This window comes from Mixta calida, assembly GCF_002953215.1.
Lineage (GTDB): Bacteria > Pseudomonadota > Gammaproteobacteria > Enterobacterales > Enterobacteriaceae > Mixta > Mixta calida.
On sequence record NZ_CP026378.1, the window covers coordinates 3,046,653 to 3,064,786 of the forward strand.

At 58.0% G+C, this 18,134-nt stretch carries 16 protein-coding genes; 1 reads left to right on the forward strand and 15 read right to left on the reverse strand.

Annotated features, from left to right (window positions below; genetic code table 11):
• The first annotated feature begins 29 nt into the window (after positions 1-29).
• Positions 30-575, forward strand: a complete 546-nt coding sequence (locus C2E16_RS14460) for an NADPH-dependent FMN reductase (RefSeq protein WP_084970675.1) — start codon at positions 30-32, stop codon at positions 573-575.
• 15 nt (positions 576-590) lie between these two features.
• On the opposite strand, the gene C2E16_RS14465 is transcribed toward C2E16_RS14460, so the two are convergent.
• The 15 genes from C2E16_RS14465 to lrhA all read right to left on the reverse strand — a co-directional run bounded on the left by C2E16_RS14465 (position 591) and on the right by lrhA (position 18,005).
• On the reverse strand, positions 591-1,064 hold the full coding sequence (locus C2E16_RS14465) for a GNAT family N-acetyltransferase (protein WP_084970674.1): 474 nt from the start codon (positions 1,062-1,064) through the stop codon (positions 591-593).
• A 177-nt stretch (positions 1,065-1,241) separates the two neighbouring features.
• Positions 1,242-2,699, reverse strand: coding sequence for an NADH-quinone oxidoreductase subunit NuoN (nuoN, locus tag C2E16_RS14470; protein ID WP_104951548.1), 1,458 nt, complete (start codon positions 2,697-2,699; stop codon positions 1,242-1,244).
• A gap of 6 nt (positions 2,700-2,705) precedes the next feature.
• On the reverse strand, positions 2,706-4,226 hold the full coding sequence (gene nuoM, locus C2E16_RS14475; protein WP_084970673.1) for an NADH-quinone oxidoreductase subunit M: 1,521 nt from the start codon (positions 4,224-4,226) through the stop codon (positions 2,706-2,708).
• Positions 4,227-4,352: 126 nt separating this feature from the next.
• Complete coding sequence (nuoL, locus tag C2E16_RS14480; protein ID WP_038625098.1) at positions 4,353-6,188, reverse strand: NADH-quinone oxidoreductase subunit L; 1,836 nt, start codon at positions 6,186-6,188, stop codon at positions 4,353-4,355.
• On the reverse strand, positions 6,185-6,487 hold the full coding sequence (gene nuoK, locus C2E16_RS14485) for an NADH-quinone oxidoreductase subunit NuoK (RefSeq protein ID WP_013509877.1): 303 nt from the start codon (positions 6,485-6,487) through the stop codon (positions 6,185-6,187). Before nuoK ends, nuoL begins: the two co-directional genes overlap by 4 nt.
• Complete coding sequence (gene nuoJ, locus C2E16_RS14490; RefSeq protein WP_084970672.1) at positions 6,484-7,041, reverse strand: NADH-quinone oxidoreductase subunit J; 558 nt, start codon at positions 7,039-7,041, stop codon at positions 6,484-6,486. The genes nuoK and nuoJ overlap by 4 nt, the downstream gene beginning before the upstream one ends.
• 10 nt (positions 7,042-7,051) lie before the next feature.
• Positions 7,052-7,594 (reverse strand): NADH-quinone oxidoreductase subunit NuoI, encoded by a 543-nt coding sequence (gene nuoI, locus C2E16_RS14495; RefSeq protein ID WP_038625089.1) that lies wholly within the window; start codon positions 7,592-7,594, stop codon positions 7,052-7,054.
• A 13-nt stretch (positions 7,595-7,607) separates the two neighbouring features.
• Positions 7,608-8,585, reverse strand: a complete 978-nt coding sequence (gene nuoH / locus C2E16_RS14500; protein WP_038625087.1) for an NADH-quinone oxidoreductase subunit NuoH — start codon at positions 8,583-8,585, stop codon at positions 7,608-7,610.
• A complete protein-coding gene (nuoG, locus tag C2E16_RS14505; RefSeq protein ID WP_104951549.1) occupies positions 8,582-11,305 on the reverse strand; it encodes an NADH-quinone oxidoreductase subunit NuoG in 2,724 nt (907 codons plus the stop codon). Before nuoG ends, nuoH begins: the two co-directional genes overlap by 4 nt.
• Before the next feature lie 199 nt (positions 11,306-11,504).
• Positions 11,505-12,851: an NADH-quinone oxidoreductase subunit NuoF gene (gene nuoF, locus C2E16_RS14510; RefSeq protein WP_038625083.1), complete on the reverse strand. Its 1,347-nt coding sequence runs from the start codon at positions 12,849-12,851 to the stop codon at positions 11,505-11,507.
• Complete coding sequence (gene nuoE / locus C2E16_RS14515) at positions 12,848-13,363, reverse strand: NADH-quinone oxidoreductase subunit NuoE (protein WP_038625081.1); 516 nt, start codon at positions 13,361-13,363, stop codon at positions 12,848-12,850. Before nuoE ends, nuoF begins: the two co-directional genes overlap by 4 nt.
• Positions 13,364-13,365: 2 nt before the next feature.
• Positions 13,366-15,165 (reverse strand): NADH-quinone oxidoreductase subunit C/D, encoded by a 1,800-nt coding sequence (nuoC, locus tag C2E16_RS14520; protein WP_038625079.1) that lies wholly within the window; start codon positions 15,163-15,165, stop codon positions 13,366-13,368.
• Between the two features lie 120 nt (positions 15,166-15,285).
• The gene (locus C2E16_RS14525; RefSeq protein WP_038625077.1) at positions 15,286-15,963 is read right to left on the reverse strand and encodes a NuoB/complex I 20 kDa subunit family protein; all 678 of its coding nucleotides are present in this window, start codon (positions 15,961-15,963) and stop codon (positions 15,286-15,288) included.
• Between the two features lie 15 nt (positions 15,964-15,978).
• Positions 15,979-16,416 carry an NADH-quinone oxidoreductase subunit A gene (locus C2E16_RS14530; protein ID WP_038625076.1) on the reverse strand — a complete coding sequence of 146 codons (438 nt, stop codon included), beginning with the start codon at positions 16,414-16,416 and terminating at the stop codon, positions 15,979-15,981.
• 662 nt (positions 16,417-17,078) lie between these two features.
• Positions 17,079-18,005 carry a transcriptional regulator LrhA gene (lrhA, locus tag C2E16_RS14535; protein WP_038625074.1) on the reverse strand — a complete coding sequence of 309 codons (927 nt, stop codon included), beginning with the start codon at positions 18,003-18,005 and terminating at the stop codon, positions 17,079-17,081.
• Positions 18,006-18,134 lie beyond the last annotated feature (129 nt).

Below are 18,134 nucleotides of genomic sequence, written 5' to 3' on the forward strand. Positions count from 1 at the left end.
TATTCATGATGGAAAAAGGTGGGGAAAAGATGAGTGAGAAAAAACAGTTCGTCACGCTGGTCGGCAGCCTGCGCAAAGGCTCTTTTAACGCGGCGGTGGCGCATACGCTGCCAGAGCTGGCGCCTGAAGGGGTGACCATCAGCCATTTAGGTTCGCCGGGCGAATTTCCTCACTATAACGCTGATTTACAGGAAGAAGGCTTTCCGGCGGCGGTGCTGGAGATGGCCGGGGCGATCGCTAAATCTGACGGCGTGATTATCGTCACGCCGGAATATAACTATTCGGTGCCCGGCGTGCTAAAAAACGCGCTCGACTGGCTGTCGCGCGTGTCGCCCAATCCTTTCGCCGCTAAGCCGGTGCTGATCCAGAGCGCCTCGCCGGGCAATATCGGCGGCGCGCGCGCCCAATATCATCTGCGACAGATTCTGGTCTTTTTTGATGCGCGTGTGATGAACAAGCCGGAAGCGATGATCGGCCAGGTGACCGATAAGGTAAAAGACGGCGTGCTGGTGGATGACGCCACCCGCACCTTCCTCAGCAAGCAGTTACAGGCGTTTGTTGATTTCAGCCGTTAAAACGCTAGCGGAGCGTCACGCTCCGCCCGCCTGAGTCTCCTGGCTCACCATGGCAATATGGGGAATATTATCCTCAAGGTAGATATCGCCAACCGACTTAAAGCCCATACGCATATAGAAAGCTTGTAAATGCGCCTGCGCGGAAAGCGCCTGCTGGCGACCGGGCCAGTGCTGCTGGCAGCTGAGCAGCACCTGCTCCATTAAGCGATAGCCCAGCTGTAAGCCGCGCGCCTCGCTGGTCACGATCACGCGGCCGATGGTCACCGGGCTGCGATCGTCAACCGGCGTCAACAGCCGCGCGCAGGCCAGTAGCCGCCCTTCGCCGGTGGCGAAGATATGGCGGTTGTCGCGCACTAAATCTTCGCCGTCGATATCTTCGTAAGGACACTGCTGCTCGACGATAAAGACCCGGTTGCGCAGCGCCAGAATCTCATACAGCTGCTGAATGTTTAATTCGCTGTGGTGCAGATCGTACCAGGTTAACTCCATTCTTTTCACTCCTGCAAACATTCCCCGGCTTTCCGGTCCGTATCCGTTTTATAACATCCCAAACGGACATAAAAACAGCGGCGGCGCTCTCGTTTCCCTGTTATATGACTGAAAAGCGCGGGCCATGGCCAAAAAAAAGCCCTGTATCGCTACAGGGCTTTTTCGTCATAACGCAGATTACATCAGCGGCTGCGCCATCTGCACCAGACTGATCAGCGGCTGAGGATAAACACCCAGCAGCAGTACCAGAATAGCGGAGATCAGCACCACCACGCCGCCTGCGGTAAACGCCCAGTTAGCCGGCGTATCGCGGGTATGCAGTTCCGGCGGGCTGAGGTAGAGGCTGACGGTGACGCGCAGGTAGTAGTAAAGGCCAATGGCGCTGCCTAAGACGACCGCGCCGGTCAGCCACCACAGCGAGGCGTTGACGCCCAGCGCGATCACATAGAACTTGCCGATAAAGCCCAACGTCATCGGGATACCCGCCAGCGACAGCATCATTACCGTCATGACCCCCGACAGCACCGGACGATGCCAGAACAGACCACGGTAGGAGTAAAGCGAATCGGCGTCCGGCCCGCGATAAGGGCTGGACATCAGGCTGACCACGCCGAACGCGCCGATGCTGCTGAACAGGTAACCGGCCAGGTAAACGCCGGCGGTTTCCAGCGACATCTGATGCGACTGCACCGCAATCAGCGCCACCATCAGATACCCGAGGTGGGAGATGGAGGAGTAGCCCAGCAGACGCTTGATGTTGCTCTGGCTGATCGCCAGCAGGTTACCAAACAGGATGGAGACCACGGCGATGATCGCCAGCACGTTGCGCACCGCTTCGCTGTCGGTGGCTGGCGCGTACATAAACAGACGCATCAGCGCACCGAAGATGGCAATTTTACTGGCGGTCGCCAGGAAGGTGGAGACCGGCGCAGGCGCGCCCTGATAGACATCCGGCGTCCAGAGGTGGAACGGCACCAGCGACAGCTTGAAGCCCAGACCGATAATCATCATTCCCAGGCCTACCAGCAGCAGCGGCTGATGCAGCATGCTGTCGGTCAGGCTTTTACCCAGATCGACAAAGCTCAGGCTGCCGGAATCGGCATAGACCAGCGCGATGCCGAACAGCAGGAAGGACGAGGCGGCCGCCGACAGGATGGTGTACTTCAGCGCCGCTTCCAGCGAGCGCTTCTGACGGAAGGCGTAGCCAATCAGACCGAACAGCGGCAGCGACAGCAGCTCTACGCCGATAAACAGCGAGGCCATGTGATTGGCGCTCGCCAACACCACGCCACCCAGCGCGGCGATCAGCACCAGCAGGTAGAACTCGTCGCAGTTATCGCTGAAGCCTTGCAGCCAGGGATAGGCGAAGGTACAGGTCGCCAGGCTCGCCAGCATCACCAGACCGGTATAGAACATCGAAAAGCCGTCGACGCGCAGCAGCGGCGTGACGTCCATCGGCCCTGCCTGGCCGACAAACCAGAGTGACAACAGCGCGAGGTTGAGGCCAATTACGGTCAGCGTCGCATTGACAAAATGGTTGCGTCGCCACGCAATGGACAGCATCACAACCACCACCGTCAATCCGACGATCAACAGCGGCAGCAGCGCGATCAATTGTTGAGGAGTTATTGTCATGGCGAATTACGGCCTTGTAGTTGAAATTGAAGCGGTATACCACTGCTGAATGTTGCTCATTGCAGCGTGTGAGGTGTCCAGAATCGGCTGCGGGTAGATCCCCAACAGCACCAGCAGAACCACCAGCACCATAATCATAATGAACTCACGCGGGGACATGCCGCGCAGCGGCGTCTCCGACTTCGGCGCACCGTAATAGGCGCGCTGCATCATGATCAGCGAGTAAACAGAGGCGAACACCAGACCGAACGTGGCGATAACGATAATGGTCGGCACGACCTGGAAGCTGCCGGTCAGGATCATAAATTCGCCAGCGAAGTTGCCGGTACCCGGCATCCCCAGGTTCGCCACCGCGAAGAACAGCGACAGACCGGGAATCCACTTGATGCGTGACCAGAGGCCGCCCATCTCGCGCATATCACGAGTATGCAGACGCTCATAAAGCTGGCCGCAAAGAATAAACAGCGCCGCTGCGGAAAGGCCGTGCGCGATCATCTGCACCACCGCGCCCTGGAAGGCCAGCTGGCTGCCGGTATAGATGGCGATCAGCACGAAGCCCATATGGGAGATGGAGGTGTAGGCGATAAGACGCTTGATATCGGTCTGCGAAAAGGCCATCCAGGCGCCGTAGAAGATGCCGATAATGCCAAGCCACATTGCGACAGGCGCGAATTCCGCCGACGCGTTCGGGAACAGCGGCAGGCTGAAGCGCAGCAGACCGTAGGCGGCGGTTTTCAGCAGAATACCGGCCAGATCGACGGAACCCGCGGTCGGCGCCTGACTGTGCGCGTCCGGCAGCCAGCCGTGCAGCGGCACCACCGGCATTTTTACCGCGAAGGCGATAAAGAAGCCGAGCATCAGCAGGTATTCCACGGTGTGCGACATCGGGGTCTGCAACAGCGTTTCATAGTTGAAGGTCCAGACGCCGGTCGCGCGGTAATGCACGAACACCAGGCCCAGAATCGCAATCAACATCACCAGGCCGCTCGCCTGGGTATAGATAAAGAACTTGGTGGCGGCGGTAATACGGGTTTTGCCGTCGGACGCCTTATGTCCCCAGAGCGCGATGAGGAAATACATCGGCACCAGCATCATCTCCCAGAAGAAGAAGAACAGGAACATATCGATAGAGAGGAACACACCGATTACGCCGCCCAGGATCCACATCAGGTTGAGGTGGAAGAAACCCTGATACTTTTCGATTTCATTCCAGGAGCAGAGCACCGCCATCAGACCCAGCAGGCCGGTCAGCACCACCATCAGCAGCGACAGACCATCCAGCGCCAGGTGGAACGCAATGCCGAAGCGCGGTATCCAGGGAACGGAAAACTCAGACTGCCACTGCGGAAGACCGGCGGCCTGGGTCAGTGAATAGCCTCCCTGCAACCAGAGCTGCAGTGAAAGCGCCAGCGTCAGGCCCATTGTAATCAGGGCGATCCAGCGCGGCGTCCTGGCGCCTAAGCGCTCGGCGAGCCAGCAGAGGAAGCCACCGACAAACGGGATAACAATTAGCCAAGGTAATAACATGGCGGTTACGGTCCCTTTTCTAGTCCTGCATGAGCCGTCGGCAACCTTTGCCGCACGCGCTCAACCTCAGGTTTTTTTACAAGCTTATCGGGTGGGATGCGGCTAACCGCATCCCGCTCACTAACCTTACATCACCAGCAGCAGCGCCAGCACCACAACGGCGCCTACGCCCATGGAAGCGACATACCAGCGCAGATAACCATTTTCGCTTACCACCAGACCTTTGTTGGCAAGGCGAGACGCCAGCGCCGGGGTATTCAGCAGCGCGTTCAGCGGATCGCGCTTCAGCAGCCAGGCAATGCCCAGGTAAGGTTTAACGAAAATTTTGTCATACAGCCAGTCGAAGCCCCATGCGGCGAACCACCAGGTGCCGAAGAAGCGGCCCGGCGCGCTGTTCGCCACGCTGGAAACCAGCGTGCGCTTGCCGAGCCACAGCCAGGCGGCGATCAGGATGCCGACGATGGCGACCACGCCTGAGGCGATCTCCAGCGCAGTTTTCCCCGCTTCGCCATGATCGCCTTCCGGCAGCACGCCCGCCAGCGGCGGCGTGATTAACGCGCCGACGAAGGTGGAGAGTACCAGCAGGACGATCAGCGGCAGATGGTGAGTAATGCCTTTGCCCGCATGCGCATGAATTTTCTCTTCGCCGTGGAAGACGATAAAGATCATGCGGAAGGTGTAAATCGAGGTCAGGAAAGCACCGACCAGCCCGGCAACCATCAGGTTGACATGGCCATTTGCCAGCGCGCCGAACAGGATCTCATCCTTACTGTAGAAGCCCGCGGTCACCAGCGGCAGCGCGGCCAGCGCGGCGCCGCCCACCAGGAAGCAGACATAGACCAGCGGGATGCTTTTACGCAGGCCGCCCATTTTGAAAATGTTCTGCTCATGGTGACAGGCGAGGATCACTGAACCAGAGGAGAGGAACAGCAGCGCCTTGAAGAACGCGTGGGTCATCAGGTGGAAAATCGCCGCATCCCACGCCTGCACGCCCAGCGCCAGGAACATATAGCCGATCTGACTCATGGTCGAGTAGGCCAGCACGCGTTTGATGTCGGTTTGCACCAGCGCCGCGAAGCCCGCCAGCACCAGCGTCACCGCCCCGACGATGCCGACCAGATGCAGTACTTCCGGCGTCATCAGGAACAGGCCGTGGGTACGAGCGATCAGGTAGACGCCCGCGGTCACCATGGTGGCGGCGTGGATCAGCGCGGAAACCGGGGTCGGACCCGCCATCGCGTCGGCCAGCCAGGTCTGCAACGGCAGCTGCGCGGATTTACCCACCGCGCCGCCCAGCAGCATCAGCGTCGCCCATTGCAGCATGTGATTGTCCGCCGCGAAGTGCGCCGGTGCCAGTTCGACCATTTCACGGAAGTTCAGCGTGCCCAGTTCGTTGTAGAGAATGAACAGCGCGAACGCCAGGAAAACGTCACCGACGCGGGTGATGATGAAGGCTTTCATCGCCGCTTTGCCGTTGTCTGGATTGGTGTAATAGAAGCCAATCAGCAGATAAGAGCAGAGGCCCACCCCTTCCCAGCCGAGATACATCAGCAGCAGGTTATCGGCCAGCACCAGAACCACCATGCTGGCGATAAACAGGTTGGTATAGGCGAAGAAGCGCGAGTAGCCCTCTTCCCCACGCATATACCAGGAGGCGAACATATGGATGAAGAAGCCGACGCCGGTCACCACCGACAGCATGGTGAACGAGAGGCCGTCGAGCGTCAGCGTGACGCCGATATTGAAGTTGCCGACATGCATCCAGGTCCAGAGCGCCTGGGTAAACGGCGCACGCCCCTGGTTAAAGAAATCGATGCCGACCCAGGCGGTGACCAGCGCCGCCAGGCCAATCGAGCCGACGCCCACGGTCGCCGACAGATTTTCCGACCAGCGGCCGCGCGAGAACGCCAGCAGCGCAAAGCCGATCAGCGGCAGCAGTATGGTTAAGTACAGAAGATTCATCCGCGCATCTCGCTTACTGTGTCAATGTTCAGGGTTTGACGACGGCGGTAAAGCTGCAGCAACAGCGCAAGGCCGATACTGGCTTCCGCTGCGGCGAGGCTGATCGCCAGGATATACATCACCTGGCCATCCGCCTGCCCCCAGTAGCTTCCCGCCACCACTAACGCCAGGGCTGCGGCATTAATCATGATTTCCAGACCGATCAGCATAAACAGCAGATTGCGACGCAGCACCAGCGAGGTCAGTCCGAGAACAAACAGCACGGCCGCCAGAATCAGTCCATGTTGCAGAGGGATCATACGCGCTCCTCCTTACTTTTTGCCGTCGCCGCATCGCTGACGCGATTGCTTAATATTTCGCCATGGCGATCTTCACGGCCGATATGGAACGCCACGACCAGGCCCGCCAGCAGCAGCATGGAGGCCAGCTCCACCGCCAGCACGTAAGGACCGAACAGGCTGATGCCGACCGCTTTCGCGTCGATCATCGTGCCGTCGATGCCCTGATCGTTGGCGGTCATGATGGCGTAGACCATCACCACCAGCAGCAGCAGCGAGACCAGGCCCGGCCCGATCCACAGTGAAGGCTGCAACCACTGGCGCTCCTGGTTTTCCACCGATTTGCCGAGGTTCAGCATCATCACCACGAAGACAAACAGCACCATGATGGCGCCCGCGTAAACGATGATCTCCAGCGCGCCGGCGAAATAGGCGCCGAGCGAAAAGAAGACGCCGGCAATCGCCAATAGCGAGATGATCAGGTACAGCAGCGCATGTACCGGGTTGGTGTGGGTGATCACGCGCAGCGTGGTTAACACCGCCACCAGACCACAAAGATAAAACGCAAATTCCATGCCGGGCTCCTTAAGGTAACAAGCCTTTGACGTCGATGGGTTTGGCTTCGTTTTCCGCTTCGCCCTTGTCTTTCCCTTCGATCGCCATGCCTGCCATACGGTAGAAGTTGTATTCCGGGTATTTGCCCGGCCCTGAAATCAGCAGGTCTTCTTTTTCGTACACCAGATCCTGACGTTTGAATTCACCCAGCTCGAAATCCGGCGTCAGCTGAATCGCGGTCGTCGGGCAGGCTTCTTCACACATGCCGCAGAAAATGCAGCGCGAAAAGTTGATGCGGAAAAATTCCGGGTACCAGCGGCCATCTTTCGTTTCCGCCTTTTGCAGCGAAATACAGCTGACCGGGCAAGCGACGGCGCACAGGTTGCACGCCACGCAGCGCTCTTCCCCGTCCGGGTCGCGCGTCAGTACGATGCGTCCGCGGTAACGGGGCGGCAGGTAAACCGGCTCTTCCGGATACATTTGGGTTTCGCGCTTGGCGAAGGCGTGCATGCCTACCATCCAGATACTGCGTACCTGAGTGCCGAAACCGACAATAATGTCTTTTAATGTCATGGTTACAACCCCTTTACTGCGCGTTGTACAGAATCACTGCGGCGGTAGCCAGCAGGTTCAACAGCGTCAACGGCAGACATACTTTCCAGCCGAAGGACATTACCTGGTCATAGCGCGGACGCGGCAGCGCGGCACGAATCAGAATGAACATCATCATGAAGAAGGCCGTTTTGATGGCGAACCAGATAAAGGGCGGCAGCCACGGGCCGTGCCAGCCGCCGAAGAACAGCGTCACAATCAGCGCGGAAACCGTAGTAATCGCCACATACTCGCCCACGAAGAACAGACCGAACTTCATGCCGGAATATTCGATGTGGTAGCCGTCCGCCAGTTCCTGCTCCGCTTCCGGCTGGTCGAACGGATGACGGTGACACACCGCCACGCCAGCGATACAGAAGGTGAGGAAGCCGAAGAACTGCGGGATGATGTTCCACAGGTGCGTCTGGTCGTTAACGATGTCGTTCATATTGAACGATCCCGCCTGCGCCACCACGCCCATCAGCGACAGTCCAAGAAACACTTCGTAGCTCAGCGTCTGGGCGGACGCACGCATCGCGCCCAGCAGCGAGTATTTGTTGTTGCTCGACCAGCCAGCGAACAGCACCGCATAGACCGCCAGGCCCGCCATCATCAGGAAGAACAGCAGCCCGATGTTCAGGTCGGTCACCATCCAGGTCGGACTGACCGGCACGATAGCGAACGCCAACAGCAGCGAAACGAAGGCGATAACCGGCGCCAGGGTGAAGATAAAGCGATCGGTAAACGGCGGAACCCAGTCCTCTTTAAAGAACATTTTGATCATGTCCGCCACCAGCTGCAGCGATCCGCCCCAGCCGACACGGTTAGGCCCGTAGCGGTTCTGGAACAGACCGAGCAGACGGCGCTCGCCGAAGCTCATAAAGGCGCCGCAGGCAACCACCACCAGCAGGATGACGATCGCTTTCAGTACGCCCAGCAAAATATCGATAACATCCGGTGTCAACCAGCTCATTGTGCCGCCTCCCGCAGAGTCTCAATGTCGGCGCCCGACAGGAACGGCGGAACGCCCGGCATGCCGAGCGGCAAGCCCACCTGCCCCGCCTGCAACGCGTCCGAGAAGCGGACGGGCAGACGCAGCGTTTCGCCGGCGCAGTTCAGCTCCAGCGCCGCGCCAGCGTTAACGCCGAGCGTGGCGGCGTCGGCCGGGTTGATCACTATCGCCGGCTGCGGCATACGCTGCTGCATCACCGGCGCGCGCTGCGACATCTCTTCGCTGCCGAACAGGTTGTAGTAAGGCGCGACGCGCCAGCCGCCGTTGCGGGCGAAGGCGGTCGGCACGCGATCGAACCAGCTAAGCTGGCCTGCGGAAGCTTCAAACAGACGCACGCCGGGATCGCCGTTGCGCAGTTTGCCGCCTACTTCATCCTGGAACTTATTCCACGCCTGCGGAGAGTTCCAGCCTGGCGCCCAGGCGAAAGGAATATCCGAGCGCGGCGCGCTGGGCTGGTTGTTGCCTTCCATCGAGAAGGAGAACATGGTATCCACATCCTGCGGCTGACGCGGCTCGTGCACGCTGATATTGGCGCGCGCGGCGGTGCGTCCGCTGGAGCGATGCGGCGAACGCGCCAGCTTCTGACCGCGAATGCGGAAAGAGGCGTCCGGCGCGGCCTCTTTAATGCCTTTCAGCTGCGGCAGCGCGAGCGCCACGGCGTCGATAACATGATCGAGCTGCGTCCAGTCGACGCGGCGGCTCTGGATGGCGCTGTGCAGCGAGTGCAGCCAGCGCCAGCTTTCCAGCATGACTACCTGATGATCGTAATAAGCAGGATCGTAAACCTGGAAGAAGCGTTGCGCGCGTCCTTCCTGGTTAATCAGCGTGCCGTCGCTTTCGGCAAAGCTGGCGCCCGACAGAATCAGACCCGCTTTTTCCATGGTCGCGGTGCGCTGATGATCGAGCACGATAACGTTGTCAACGTGGCGCAGGGCCGCGTCCACCTTCGCTTTCGGCGCGTGACGGTAGAGATCGTTCTCCATGACCACCACCGCGTCGGTGCTGCCGCTCTCCAGCTGGTTCAGCGCATCGTCAAGCGTCATGCCGCCGATCATGCCCAGGCCGACGCTGTTGGCGGCGGAGGCGATCAGCGTAATGCCGACGTCGGCGCCGCGGCCTTTCAGCGCGCGCGCTACGTTAGCCGCCGCTTCAATCATCGCTTCGCTGCCGGAATGGGTGCCGGAGATGATTAACGGTTTTTTCGCACCGGCCAGCGCCTGCACGATCACATCGACTTTGCTGTTGAGACTGCTGTCGAAATCGCTAACCGCCGGGGCGCTTTCATCAAGCGCATGGGCGATGGCGAAGCCGAGACGCGCCTGATCTTCCACCGGCGCGCGGTAGCTCCAGGCGGCGATATCATCTAAGCGGGTTTCATCGACGTTAGTGACGAACAGCGGATGTTTGGCGTGTTGGCCGATATTCAGAATGGCGGCGATCTGCCAGTCGGCGACTTTCTGCGCCGCCGCCATTTCACGCGCCTTGCCCTTCACGGCCTGACGCACCGCCAGCGCCACGCGCGCGCCGGTCTGGGTCAGATCTTCGCCCAGCACCAGCACCGCATCGTAGCTTTCGATTTCACGCAGCGCCGGCGTATGGATGCCGCCTTCGCGCAATACTTTCAGCATCAGATCCAGCCGCGCCTGCTCGCCCGCCGGCATGCCGGTGGAGAAGTTGGCCGCGCCGACCAGTTCGCGCAGGGCGAAGTTGCTTTCCACGCTGGCGCGCGGCGAGCCGATGCCGATCACTTTTTTCGCCTGACGCAGCACATCCGCCGCGCCCTGTATCGCCTGTTCAGCGTTAAGCGCCACCCAGTTGTCGCCGCGACGCTGCATCGGCTGACGCGGACGATCCTTACGGTTCACATAGCCATAGCCGAAACGGCCACGATCGCACAGGAAGTAGTGGTTCACGCTGCCGTTGTAGCGGTTTTCGATACGGCGCAGTTCGCCATAGCGTTCGCCTGGGCTGATGTTGCAGCCGACGCTGCACTGCTGGCAGATGCTCGGCGCGAACTGCATGTCCCATTTACGGTTGTAGCGTTCGGAGTGGGTTTTGTCGGTAAAAACGCCGGTCGGGCAAATTTCCACGAGGTTGCCGGAGAATTCGCTCTCCAGCGTACCCTCTTCCGGGCGGCCGAAGTAGACGTTGTCATGTGCGCCGTAAACGCCCAGATCTTTGCCGTCGGCATAATCTTTGTAATAGCGCACGCAGCGATAGCAGGCGATACAGCGGTTCATCTCGTGGGAGATAAACGGACCGAGATCCTGGTTGCGGTGGGTGCGCTTGGTGAAGCGGTAGCGGCGGAAGCTGTGGCCGGTCATCACCGTCATATCCTGCAGATGGCAGTTGCCACCCTCTTCGCAGACAGGACAATCGTGCGGGTGGTTGGTCATCAGCCACTCGACCACGCTTTCACGGAACTCTTTCGCTTCACTATCATCAATAGAAATAAAGGTGCCGTCGGCGGCGGGCGTCATGCAGGACATGACGAGGCGACCGCGGGTATCCTCAGCGTTTTGGTATTGCTTTACCGCGCACTGGCGGCAGGCGCCAACGCTTCCCAGCGCCGGATGCCAGCAAAAATAAGGAATATCCAGGCCAAGGGAGAGACACGCCTGCAGCAGGTTGTCCGCCCCGTCCACCTCATATTCTTTACCGTCTACATGAATTGTAGCCATAGTGAACATGCTTCCGTAAGGCTCGGATTTCCGAGCGTTAAACACAATTCTTTTTTACCCTTCGCCTTTCAGGCCGCAGCGGTGTTGGCTGCCTTCACTCACCGCGCTTGCTTATTTCTGTAAGCGCGGGGGACTGATTCATCGCTGCGCCAGGCGACAGGGTAAAGCGGCGCTAACCGTATTCCGTTGCTGCTCTGTTTTACCAGCGCGCTTTCAGCAGGTTAGGCTGAATGCCGTTAATATGACGGGCATTGCCAAAAACCTGCGGCGCGATGCCGGCTTCGAACTCTTTACGGAAATACTTGATGGCGCTCTGTAAAGGCTCGACCGCGCCGGGCGCATGGGCGCAGAACGTTTTACCTGGGCCGAGCTGTCGGCAGAGCTGCAGCAGCGTCTCGATATCGCCCGGCTGGCCTTTGCCCTGCTCCAGCGCGCGCAAAATTTTTACGCTCCACGGCAGACCGTCGCGGCACGGCGTACACCAGCCGCACGATTCGCGTGCGAAGAACTCTTCCAGGTTGCGCACCAGCGACACCATATTGATCTCGTGGTCTACCGCCATCGCCAGCGCGGTGCCGAGACGGCTGCCCGCTTTACCGATACTGGCGAACTCCATCGGCAGATCGAGGTGCTGCTCGGTCAGGAAATCGGTGCCGGCGCCGCCTGGCTGCCAGGCTTTGAATTTCAGTCCGTCGCGCATGCCGCCCGCGTAATCTTCCAGAATTTCACGCGCCGTAATGCCGAACGGCAGCTCCCAGACGCCAGGGTTTTTCACGCGCCCGGAGAAGCCCATCATCTTGGTGCCCGCATCGTCGCTTTTCGACAGCCCCTTGTACCACTCCACGCCGTTAGCAAGGATAGCGGGCACGTTGGAGAGCGTTTCCACGTTGTTGACGCAGGTCGGCTTGCCCCATACGCCAGCAGAGGCCGGGAACGGCGGTTTGGAGCGCGGGTTGGCGCGGCGGCCTTCCAGCGAGTTGATCAGCGCCGTTTCTTCGCCGCAGATATAGCGCCCCGCGCCGGTATGCACGATCAGCTCGAAATCGAAGCCAGTGCCGAGAATATTCTTTCCGAGGAAACCGGCTTCGGTCGCTTCAGCGATAGCGCGGCGCAGATGCACCGCCGCCTCGATATATTCGCCGCGCAGGAAGATGTAGCCGCGATAAGCTTTCAGCGCGAAGGCGCTGATCAGCATCCCTTCCACCAGCTGATGCGGCATCTGCTCCATCAGCAGGCGGTCTTTATAGGTGCCCGGCTCCATCTCATCGGCGTTGCAGAGCAGATAACGAATGTTCATCGATTCGTCTTTCGGCATCAGGCTCCACTTCAAACCGGTGGAGAAGCCTGCGCCGCCGCGCCCTTTCAGGCCGGAATCTTTTACCAGCGTGACGATTTCGTCCGGCGCCATGCCTTTCAGCGCCTTTTCCGCGCCAGCGTAGCCGTTTTTGCTGCGGTATTCGTCAAACCAGACCGGCTGCTTGTCGTCGCGCATGCGCCAGGTCAGCGGATGCGTTTCCGCAGTACGAATGATTTCTTTAACTGTCATTGATACTGCTCCAGTAACGATGGGATGTTTTCCGGCGTCAGGTGAACATGGGTGTCCTCGTCCACCATCATCGTCGGGCCTTTATCACAGTTACCCAGGCAGCAGGTCGGCAGAAGCGTGAAGCGGCCGTCGTCAGTGGTCTGACCCGGCTTGATGTTCAGCGTCTGCTCCAGCGCGGCCTGAATGCCCTGATAGCCGGTAATGTGACAGACCACGCTGTCGCAATAGCGGATAACGTGGCGCCCTACCGGCTGACGGAAAATCTGGCTGTAGAATGTCGCAACGCCTTCTACGTCGCTGGCGGGAATGCCCAGCACTTCGGCGATGGCATTGATGGCACCATCCGGCACCCAGCCGCGCTGCTTCTGCACGATCTTCAGCGCTTCGATTGAGGCTGCGCGTGCATCTTCATAATGGTGTTTTTCATGCTCTATCGCGTCGCGTTCTGCCGCACTCAGCTCAAAGACCTCATTCGGGTCGATCGTTTCGATGGCAATTTTTTGATCGTGCATAATTAGCGGTCCACGTCTGACATAACAAAATCGATACTACCCAGGTAAACGATCAGGTCGGATACCAGGCTGCCGCGGATCACCGATGGGATCTGCTGCAGATGCGGGAAGCTTGGCGTACGAATACGCGTGCGATAGCTTACGGTGCTGCCGTCGCTGGTCAGGTAGTAGCTGTTGATCCCTTTGGTCGCCTCAATCATTTGCAGCGATTCGTTAGCGGGCATCACCGGTCCCCATGAAACCTGCAGGAAGTGAGTGATCAGCGTTTCAATATGCTGCAGCGTGCGCTCTTTCGGCGGCGGCGTGGTCAGCGGATGATCGGCTTTGAACGGCCCGGCAGGCATGTTGTTCAGGCACTGTTCCAGAATGCGCAGGCTCTGCCACATCTCTTCCATTTTCAGCATTACGCGGGTGTAGGCGTCGCTGACACCGCTGCCGACGGGAATCTCAAAGTCGAAGTTTTCGTAGCCGGAGTATGGACGCCATTTACGCACGTCGAAGTCGACGCCGGTGGCGCGCAGCGCGGCGCCGGTGGTGCCCCAGGCCAGCGCTTCGTCTTTGCCGTAGGCGGCGACGCCTTTGGCGCGTCCCACCAGCACGCTGTTTTTCAGCGCGACGGTTTCATACTCTTTCAGGCGCTTCGGCATCCAGTCGAGGAACTGACGCATCAGGCGTTCCCAGCCGTTCGGCAGGTCGTGCGCGACGCCGCCGATGCGGAACCAGGCCGGGTGCATACGGAAACCGGTAATCGCTTCCACCACGTCGTAAATTTTCTGACGGTCGGTAAAGGCGAAGAACACCGGCGTCATTGCGCCGACGTCCTGAATAAAGGTGGAGATGTAGAGCAGGTGGCTATTGATGCGGAACAGCTCGGAGAGCATCACGCGAATCACGTTAACGCGATCCGGCACTACGATGCCTGCCAGTTTCTCAACCGCCAGCACGTAAGGCATTTCGTTGACGCAGCCGCCCAGATATTCCACGCGGTCGGTATAGGGAATGTAGCTATGCCAGGACTGGCGTTCGCCCATTTTTTCCGCGCCGCGATGGTGGTAGCCGATATCCGGCACGCAGTCGACGATCTCTTCGCCGTCCAGTTGCAGAATGATGCGGAAGGCACCGTGCGCCGACGGGTGGTTTGGACCGAGGTTGAGAAACATAAAGTCCTCGTTTTCGGTGCCGCGTTTCATTCCCCACTCTTCCGGTTTGAAGAGCAGCGCTTCCATTTCCAGATCTTCTTTCTGCTTAGTCAGCTCATACGGGTCGAACTCGGTGGCGCGTGCCGGGTAGTCTTTACGCAGCGGGTGGCCTTCCCAGGTCGGCGGCATCATGATGCGTGTCAGATGCGGGTGACCGTCGAACGTGACGCCGAACATCTCCCAGGTTTCACGCTCATACCAGTTGGCGTTCGGGAAAAGTTTGGTAAAAGTCGGCAGGTGCATGTCGTTTTCGGACAAAGCGACCTTGAGCATAATGTCGCGATTACGTTCAATGGACAGCAGATGATAGAAAACGGAGAAATCGGCGGCAGGCAGGCCGTTACGGTGAGTGCGCAGGCGCTCATCCATGCCGTGCAGATCGTAGAGCATCACATAGGGTTTCGGCAGTTTACGCAGAAATTCCCCAATTTCCAGCAGCTGTTCGCGTTTTACCCAAACGACCGGCATCCCGGTGCGGGTTGGCTGAACAGTAAAGGCATCCGGCCCAAAACGGTTACGCAGCTCGCCGATCACCGGATCATCCAGATGATCCCGGGTTTGCCATGCAGGCTGAGCGAGATCTTGCGTGGTCAAATCTGTCATACGTTACTCACCATTCTGGCCTGAAAACAGGCGCGAAGTCGTTGGTGTCAGGATGAGGTGCGCGCGTTGGTTTGTAATGTTATTGCGCGGCGTGTCAGGCCTCATCCATAAACAGTTGTTTTAAATTTCGTCCGGGGTGCGCAGGTTGGTCACCGCAATACGCTCGCCGCGCTTCCTTTCGCGCTCGGCCTGCATATTGGCGCGGTATACGCCCTGGTCGCCTACGACCCACGAGAGCGGACGACGCTCTTTGCCGATCGATTCCTGCAGCAGCAGCAGCGCCTGCATATAAGCTTCCGGGCGCGGCGGGCAGCCGGGAATATAGACGTCTACCGGCAGGAACTTATCGACGCCCTGCACGACGGAATAGATGTCGTACATGCCGCCCGAGTTAGCGCAGGCGCCCATGGAGATAACCCACTTCGGCTCCAGCATCTGGTCATAAAGACGCTGAATAACCGGCGCCATCTTTTTAAAGGGCGTACCGGCGACCACCATGAAGTCCGCCTGACGCGGCGAGGCGCGCAGCACTTCTGAACCGAAGCGCGCAACGTCATGCACGGCGGTAAACGAGGTGGTCATCTCCACGTAACAACAGGAAAGGCCGAAGTTATACGGCCAGAGAGAGTTTTTACGACCCCAGTTCACCATGTCGTGCAGCGCGTGTTCCAGTTTGCCCATGTAAACGCTACGGTGGACGTGCTGCTCCAGTGGGTCTGGAACGATCTCCTGTTTCTGCAGGGGATAACGGTCGTTCTCACCACCGTTGGGGTCTATGCGGGTGAGCGTATAGTCCATCTTAATGCCTCGCTGTTACTGCTTTTGAGGGTTGGTGTTAGTGACCTTGCCGGTATCAACGTCCACGCGACGACGCGCAGGCGCCCAATCCAGCGCGCCAATACGCACCAGATAAACCAGTCCAGCCAACAGCACCAAAATGAAAATTGCGGCTTCAACAAAGCCGACCCAGCCGCTTTCGCGGATCGATGTCGACCATGCGTATAAAAAGAGGGCTTCCACGTCGAAGATGACGAAGAACATCGCCACGAGATAGAACTTGGCAGAAAGGCGAAGATGCGTGCTACCAACCGGATCGATGCCGGATTCAAAAGGCGTGTTTTTATGGCGAGCGCGAGCGCGGCCGCCCAACAGCCAGCCGCCGGCCAGCATAAAGATGCACAGGCCAAAAGCGACAACGATAAAAACAGCGAATGCCCAGTGATGAGCGATAACTTCTGTGGTTGTTGACATACTCTCTGCTTACTCATCAAAAGTGGCGTTTAGCGTCCTGCGAAGCCGATGGCGAAGAACACACCACATTAATTCAAGGGAAGGATGAAAAACCTTATAAAATATGCTGTCTTTAACCTATAAGCAGCAATTTAATGGGGTTTTTTACCCCTTTCTATAACCTTTTGTCAACTTTGACAAAAGTATCCACACGTTAATTTACACTAGCATCATTTTATTAACATATGATGCGCAGAAATTAGGCTAAATCGTGTCAGTTTATGAATGTAAATTAAGTGTAGTGGGTATTTGCACGCTTGGATCGTGCATTTAACAAACATATTTTGACAGGAAAATGAAAGATTTCCTGCCCCACAACAGGGTTATTTTTTTGATCCAGGACACACTTTTACCCTTTTTGCTAAAATAACAGACAGTTCGCATGATTATTTTTTAAGCAAAATGAATAAAGTAGCCCGTTGAAGACAAGAAAAACCTTTTGGTCAAACGACCGACGCTTTTCAGCACAGCGATGCAATTAACAGCGGCAAAACAAGCAGAATAACGCCAGGAAAGCACCATAAAAAAAGCCTCCCGGCGCCATTAACGCTCGAGAGGCTTTTTTCCGGCGCTTTTATTCAAAAAACGCCATTAATAATGAGAAAAATTCTCATTATTAATACTTATTCTTCATCATCCAACAACATCGCGTCGCCCTGTGCGGCCAGCGCCAAGTTATACGGGTCGTTGCTTGATTCCATAGCGTTGAAAATCGCCAGCGCCAGTTCGTTTTCACTGTCCGGGTTACGACACAGCAGGTACTGCGTATCCGGCAGCACCGGCAGCCCTTCCGCCGCGCCCATTACGCGCAGTTCAGGACTCATCATTTCTACCGGACGCGCGGTCACGCCCAGACCCGCTTTCACCGCCGCGCGTACGGCCGCCAGCGTTGACGCGACGTAAGAGATACGCCACGGAATGCCCGCTTCGTTAAGATGGTCGATCGCCATATCGCGATAAGGGCTTGGCTCATCCAGCAGCACCAGAGGAATCGCTTCGCCGCGCTGGAAGATATAATCGGCGGCGCAATACCATAGCGTCGGCGACGTGCGCAGCACCTGATGAGTAAAAGCGCCTGGGCTGGAGGTGGTGACCACCAGGTCAACTTCGCCCTGGTTCAGCATCTCCATCATAAACGGGTTGCGTTTTACGCGAACGTCGATCGCCAGCTTCGGATAGACAGAGGTTACGCGGTTCAGCAGGAACGGCAAAATCGTATCTGATGTATCATCGGACGCGCCGATGGTCAGAACGCCCTGCACGTTGCTGTACATCAGCGAGGTACAGGCTTCGTCATTAAAACGTAAGATTTTTCGGGCATAACCGAGCAACTGAATGCCATGCTCGGTCAGCAGCTTGTTACGGCCATGGCGAGCAAACAGCTCTTTGCCCACCAGCTGCTCCAGACGCTGCATCTGCTGGCTCACCGCCGACTGCGTTCTGCAGACGGCGGCCGCCGCGGCAGCAAAGGTGTTGAGATCGGCGACTGCTACGAAGGTTCTCAGCAGATCGAGATCGAGATTGAGTATCGGACGATTTGCACTAGTCATATTTTTTTCTTCACTTATAAGTTTTTAAGAACAACTACCCTGGTGTTACTTCCGTCGATCAAATGTCAGACGGAGATAAAGCTGGCAAAAATGACGTTTCCCGTCAGGAAACGACAGCTTTAAACTGTA

What these genes read in the sequence shown, in the direction of transcription:
- C2E16_RS14460 (WP_084970675.1), top strand. Translation starts at nt 30, where the DNA reads ATGAGTGAGAAAAAACAGTTCGTCACGCTGGTCGGCAGCCTGCGCAAA.
- C2E16_RS14465 (WP_084970674.1), bottom strand. Translation starts at nt 1,064, where the DNA reads ATGGAGTTAACCTGGTACGATCTGCACCACAGCGAATTAAACATTCAG.
- nuoN (WP_104951548.1), bottom strand. Translation starts at nt 2,699, where the DNA reads ATGACAATAACTCCTCAACAATTGATCGCGCTGCTGCCGCTGTTGATC.
- nuoM (WP_084970673.1), bottom strand. Translation starts at nt 4,226, where the DNA reads ATGTTATTACCTTGGCTAATTGTTATCCCGTTTGTCGGTGGCTTCCTC.
- nuoL (WP_038625098.1), bottom strand. Translation starts at nt 6,188, where the DNA reads ATGAATCTTCTGTACTTAACCATACTGCTGCCGCTGATCGGCTTTGCG.
- nuoK (WP_013509877.1), bottom strand. Translation starts at nt 6,487, where the DNA reads ATGATCCCTCTGCAACATGGACTGATTCTGGCGGCCGTGCTGTTTGTT.
- nuoJ (WP_084970672.1), bottom strand. Translation starts at nt 7,041, where the DNA reads ATGGAATTTGCGTTTTATCTTTGTGGTCTGGTGGCGGTGTTAACCACG.
- nuoI (WP_038625089.1), bottom strand. Translation starts at nt 7,594, where the DNA reads ATGACATTAAAAGACATTATTGTCGGTTTCGGCACTCAGGTACGCAGT.
- nuoH (WP_038625087.1), bottom strand. Translation starts at nt 8,585, where the DNA reads ATGAGCTGGTTGACACCGGATGTTATCGATATTTTGCTGGGCGTACTG.
- nuoG (WP_104951549.1), bottom strand. Translation starts at nt 11,305, where the DNA reads ATGGCTACAATTCATGTAGACGGTAAAGAATATGAGGTGGACGGGGCG.
- nuoF (WP_038625083.1), bottom strand. Translation starts at nt 12,851, where the DNA reads ATGACAGTTAAAGAAATCATTCGTACTGCGGAAACGCATCCGCTGACC.
- nuoE (WP_038625081.1), bottom strand. Translation starts at nt 13,363, where the DNA reads ATGCACGATCAAAAAATTGCCATCGAAACGATCGACCCGAATGAGGTC.
- nuoC (WP_038625079.1), bottom strand. Translation starts at nt 15,165, where the DNA reads ATGACAGATTTGACCACGCAAGATCTCGCTCAGCCTGCATGGCAAACC.
- C2E16_RS14525 (WP_038625077.1), bottom strand. Translation starts at nt 15,963, where the DNA reads ATGGACTATACGCTCACCCGCATAGACCCCAACGGTGGTGAGAACGAC.
- C2E16_RS14530 (WP_038625076.1), bottom strand. Translation starts at nt 16,416, where the DNA reads ATGTCAACAACCACAGAAGTTATCGCTCATCACTGGGCATTCGCTGTT.
- lrhA (WP_038625074.1), bottom strand. Translation starts at nt 18,005, where the DNA reads ATGACTAGTGCAAATCGTCCGATACTCAATCTCGATCTCGATCTGCTG.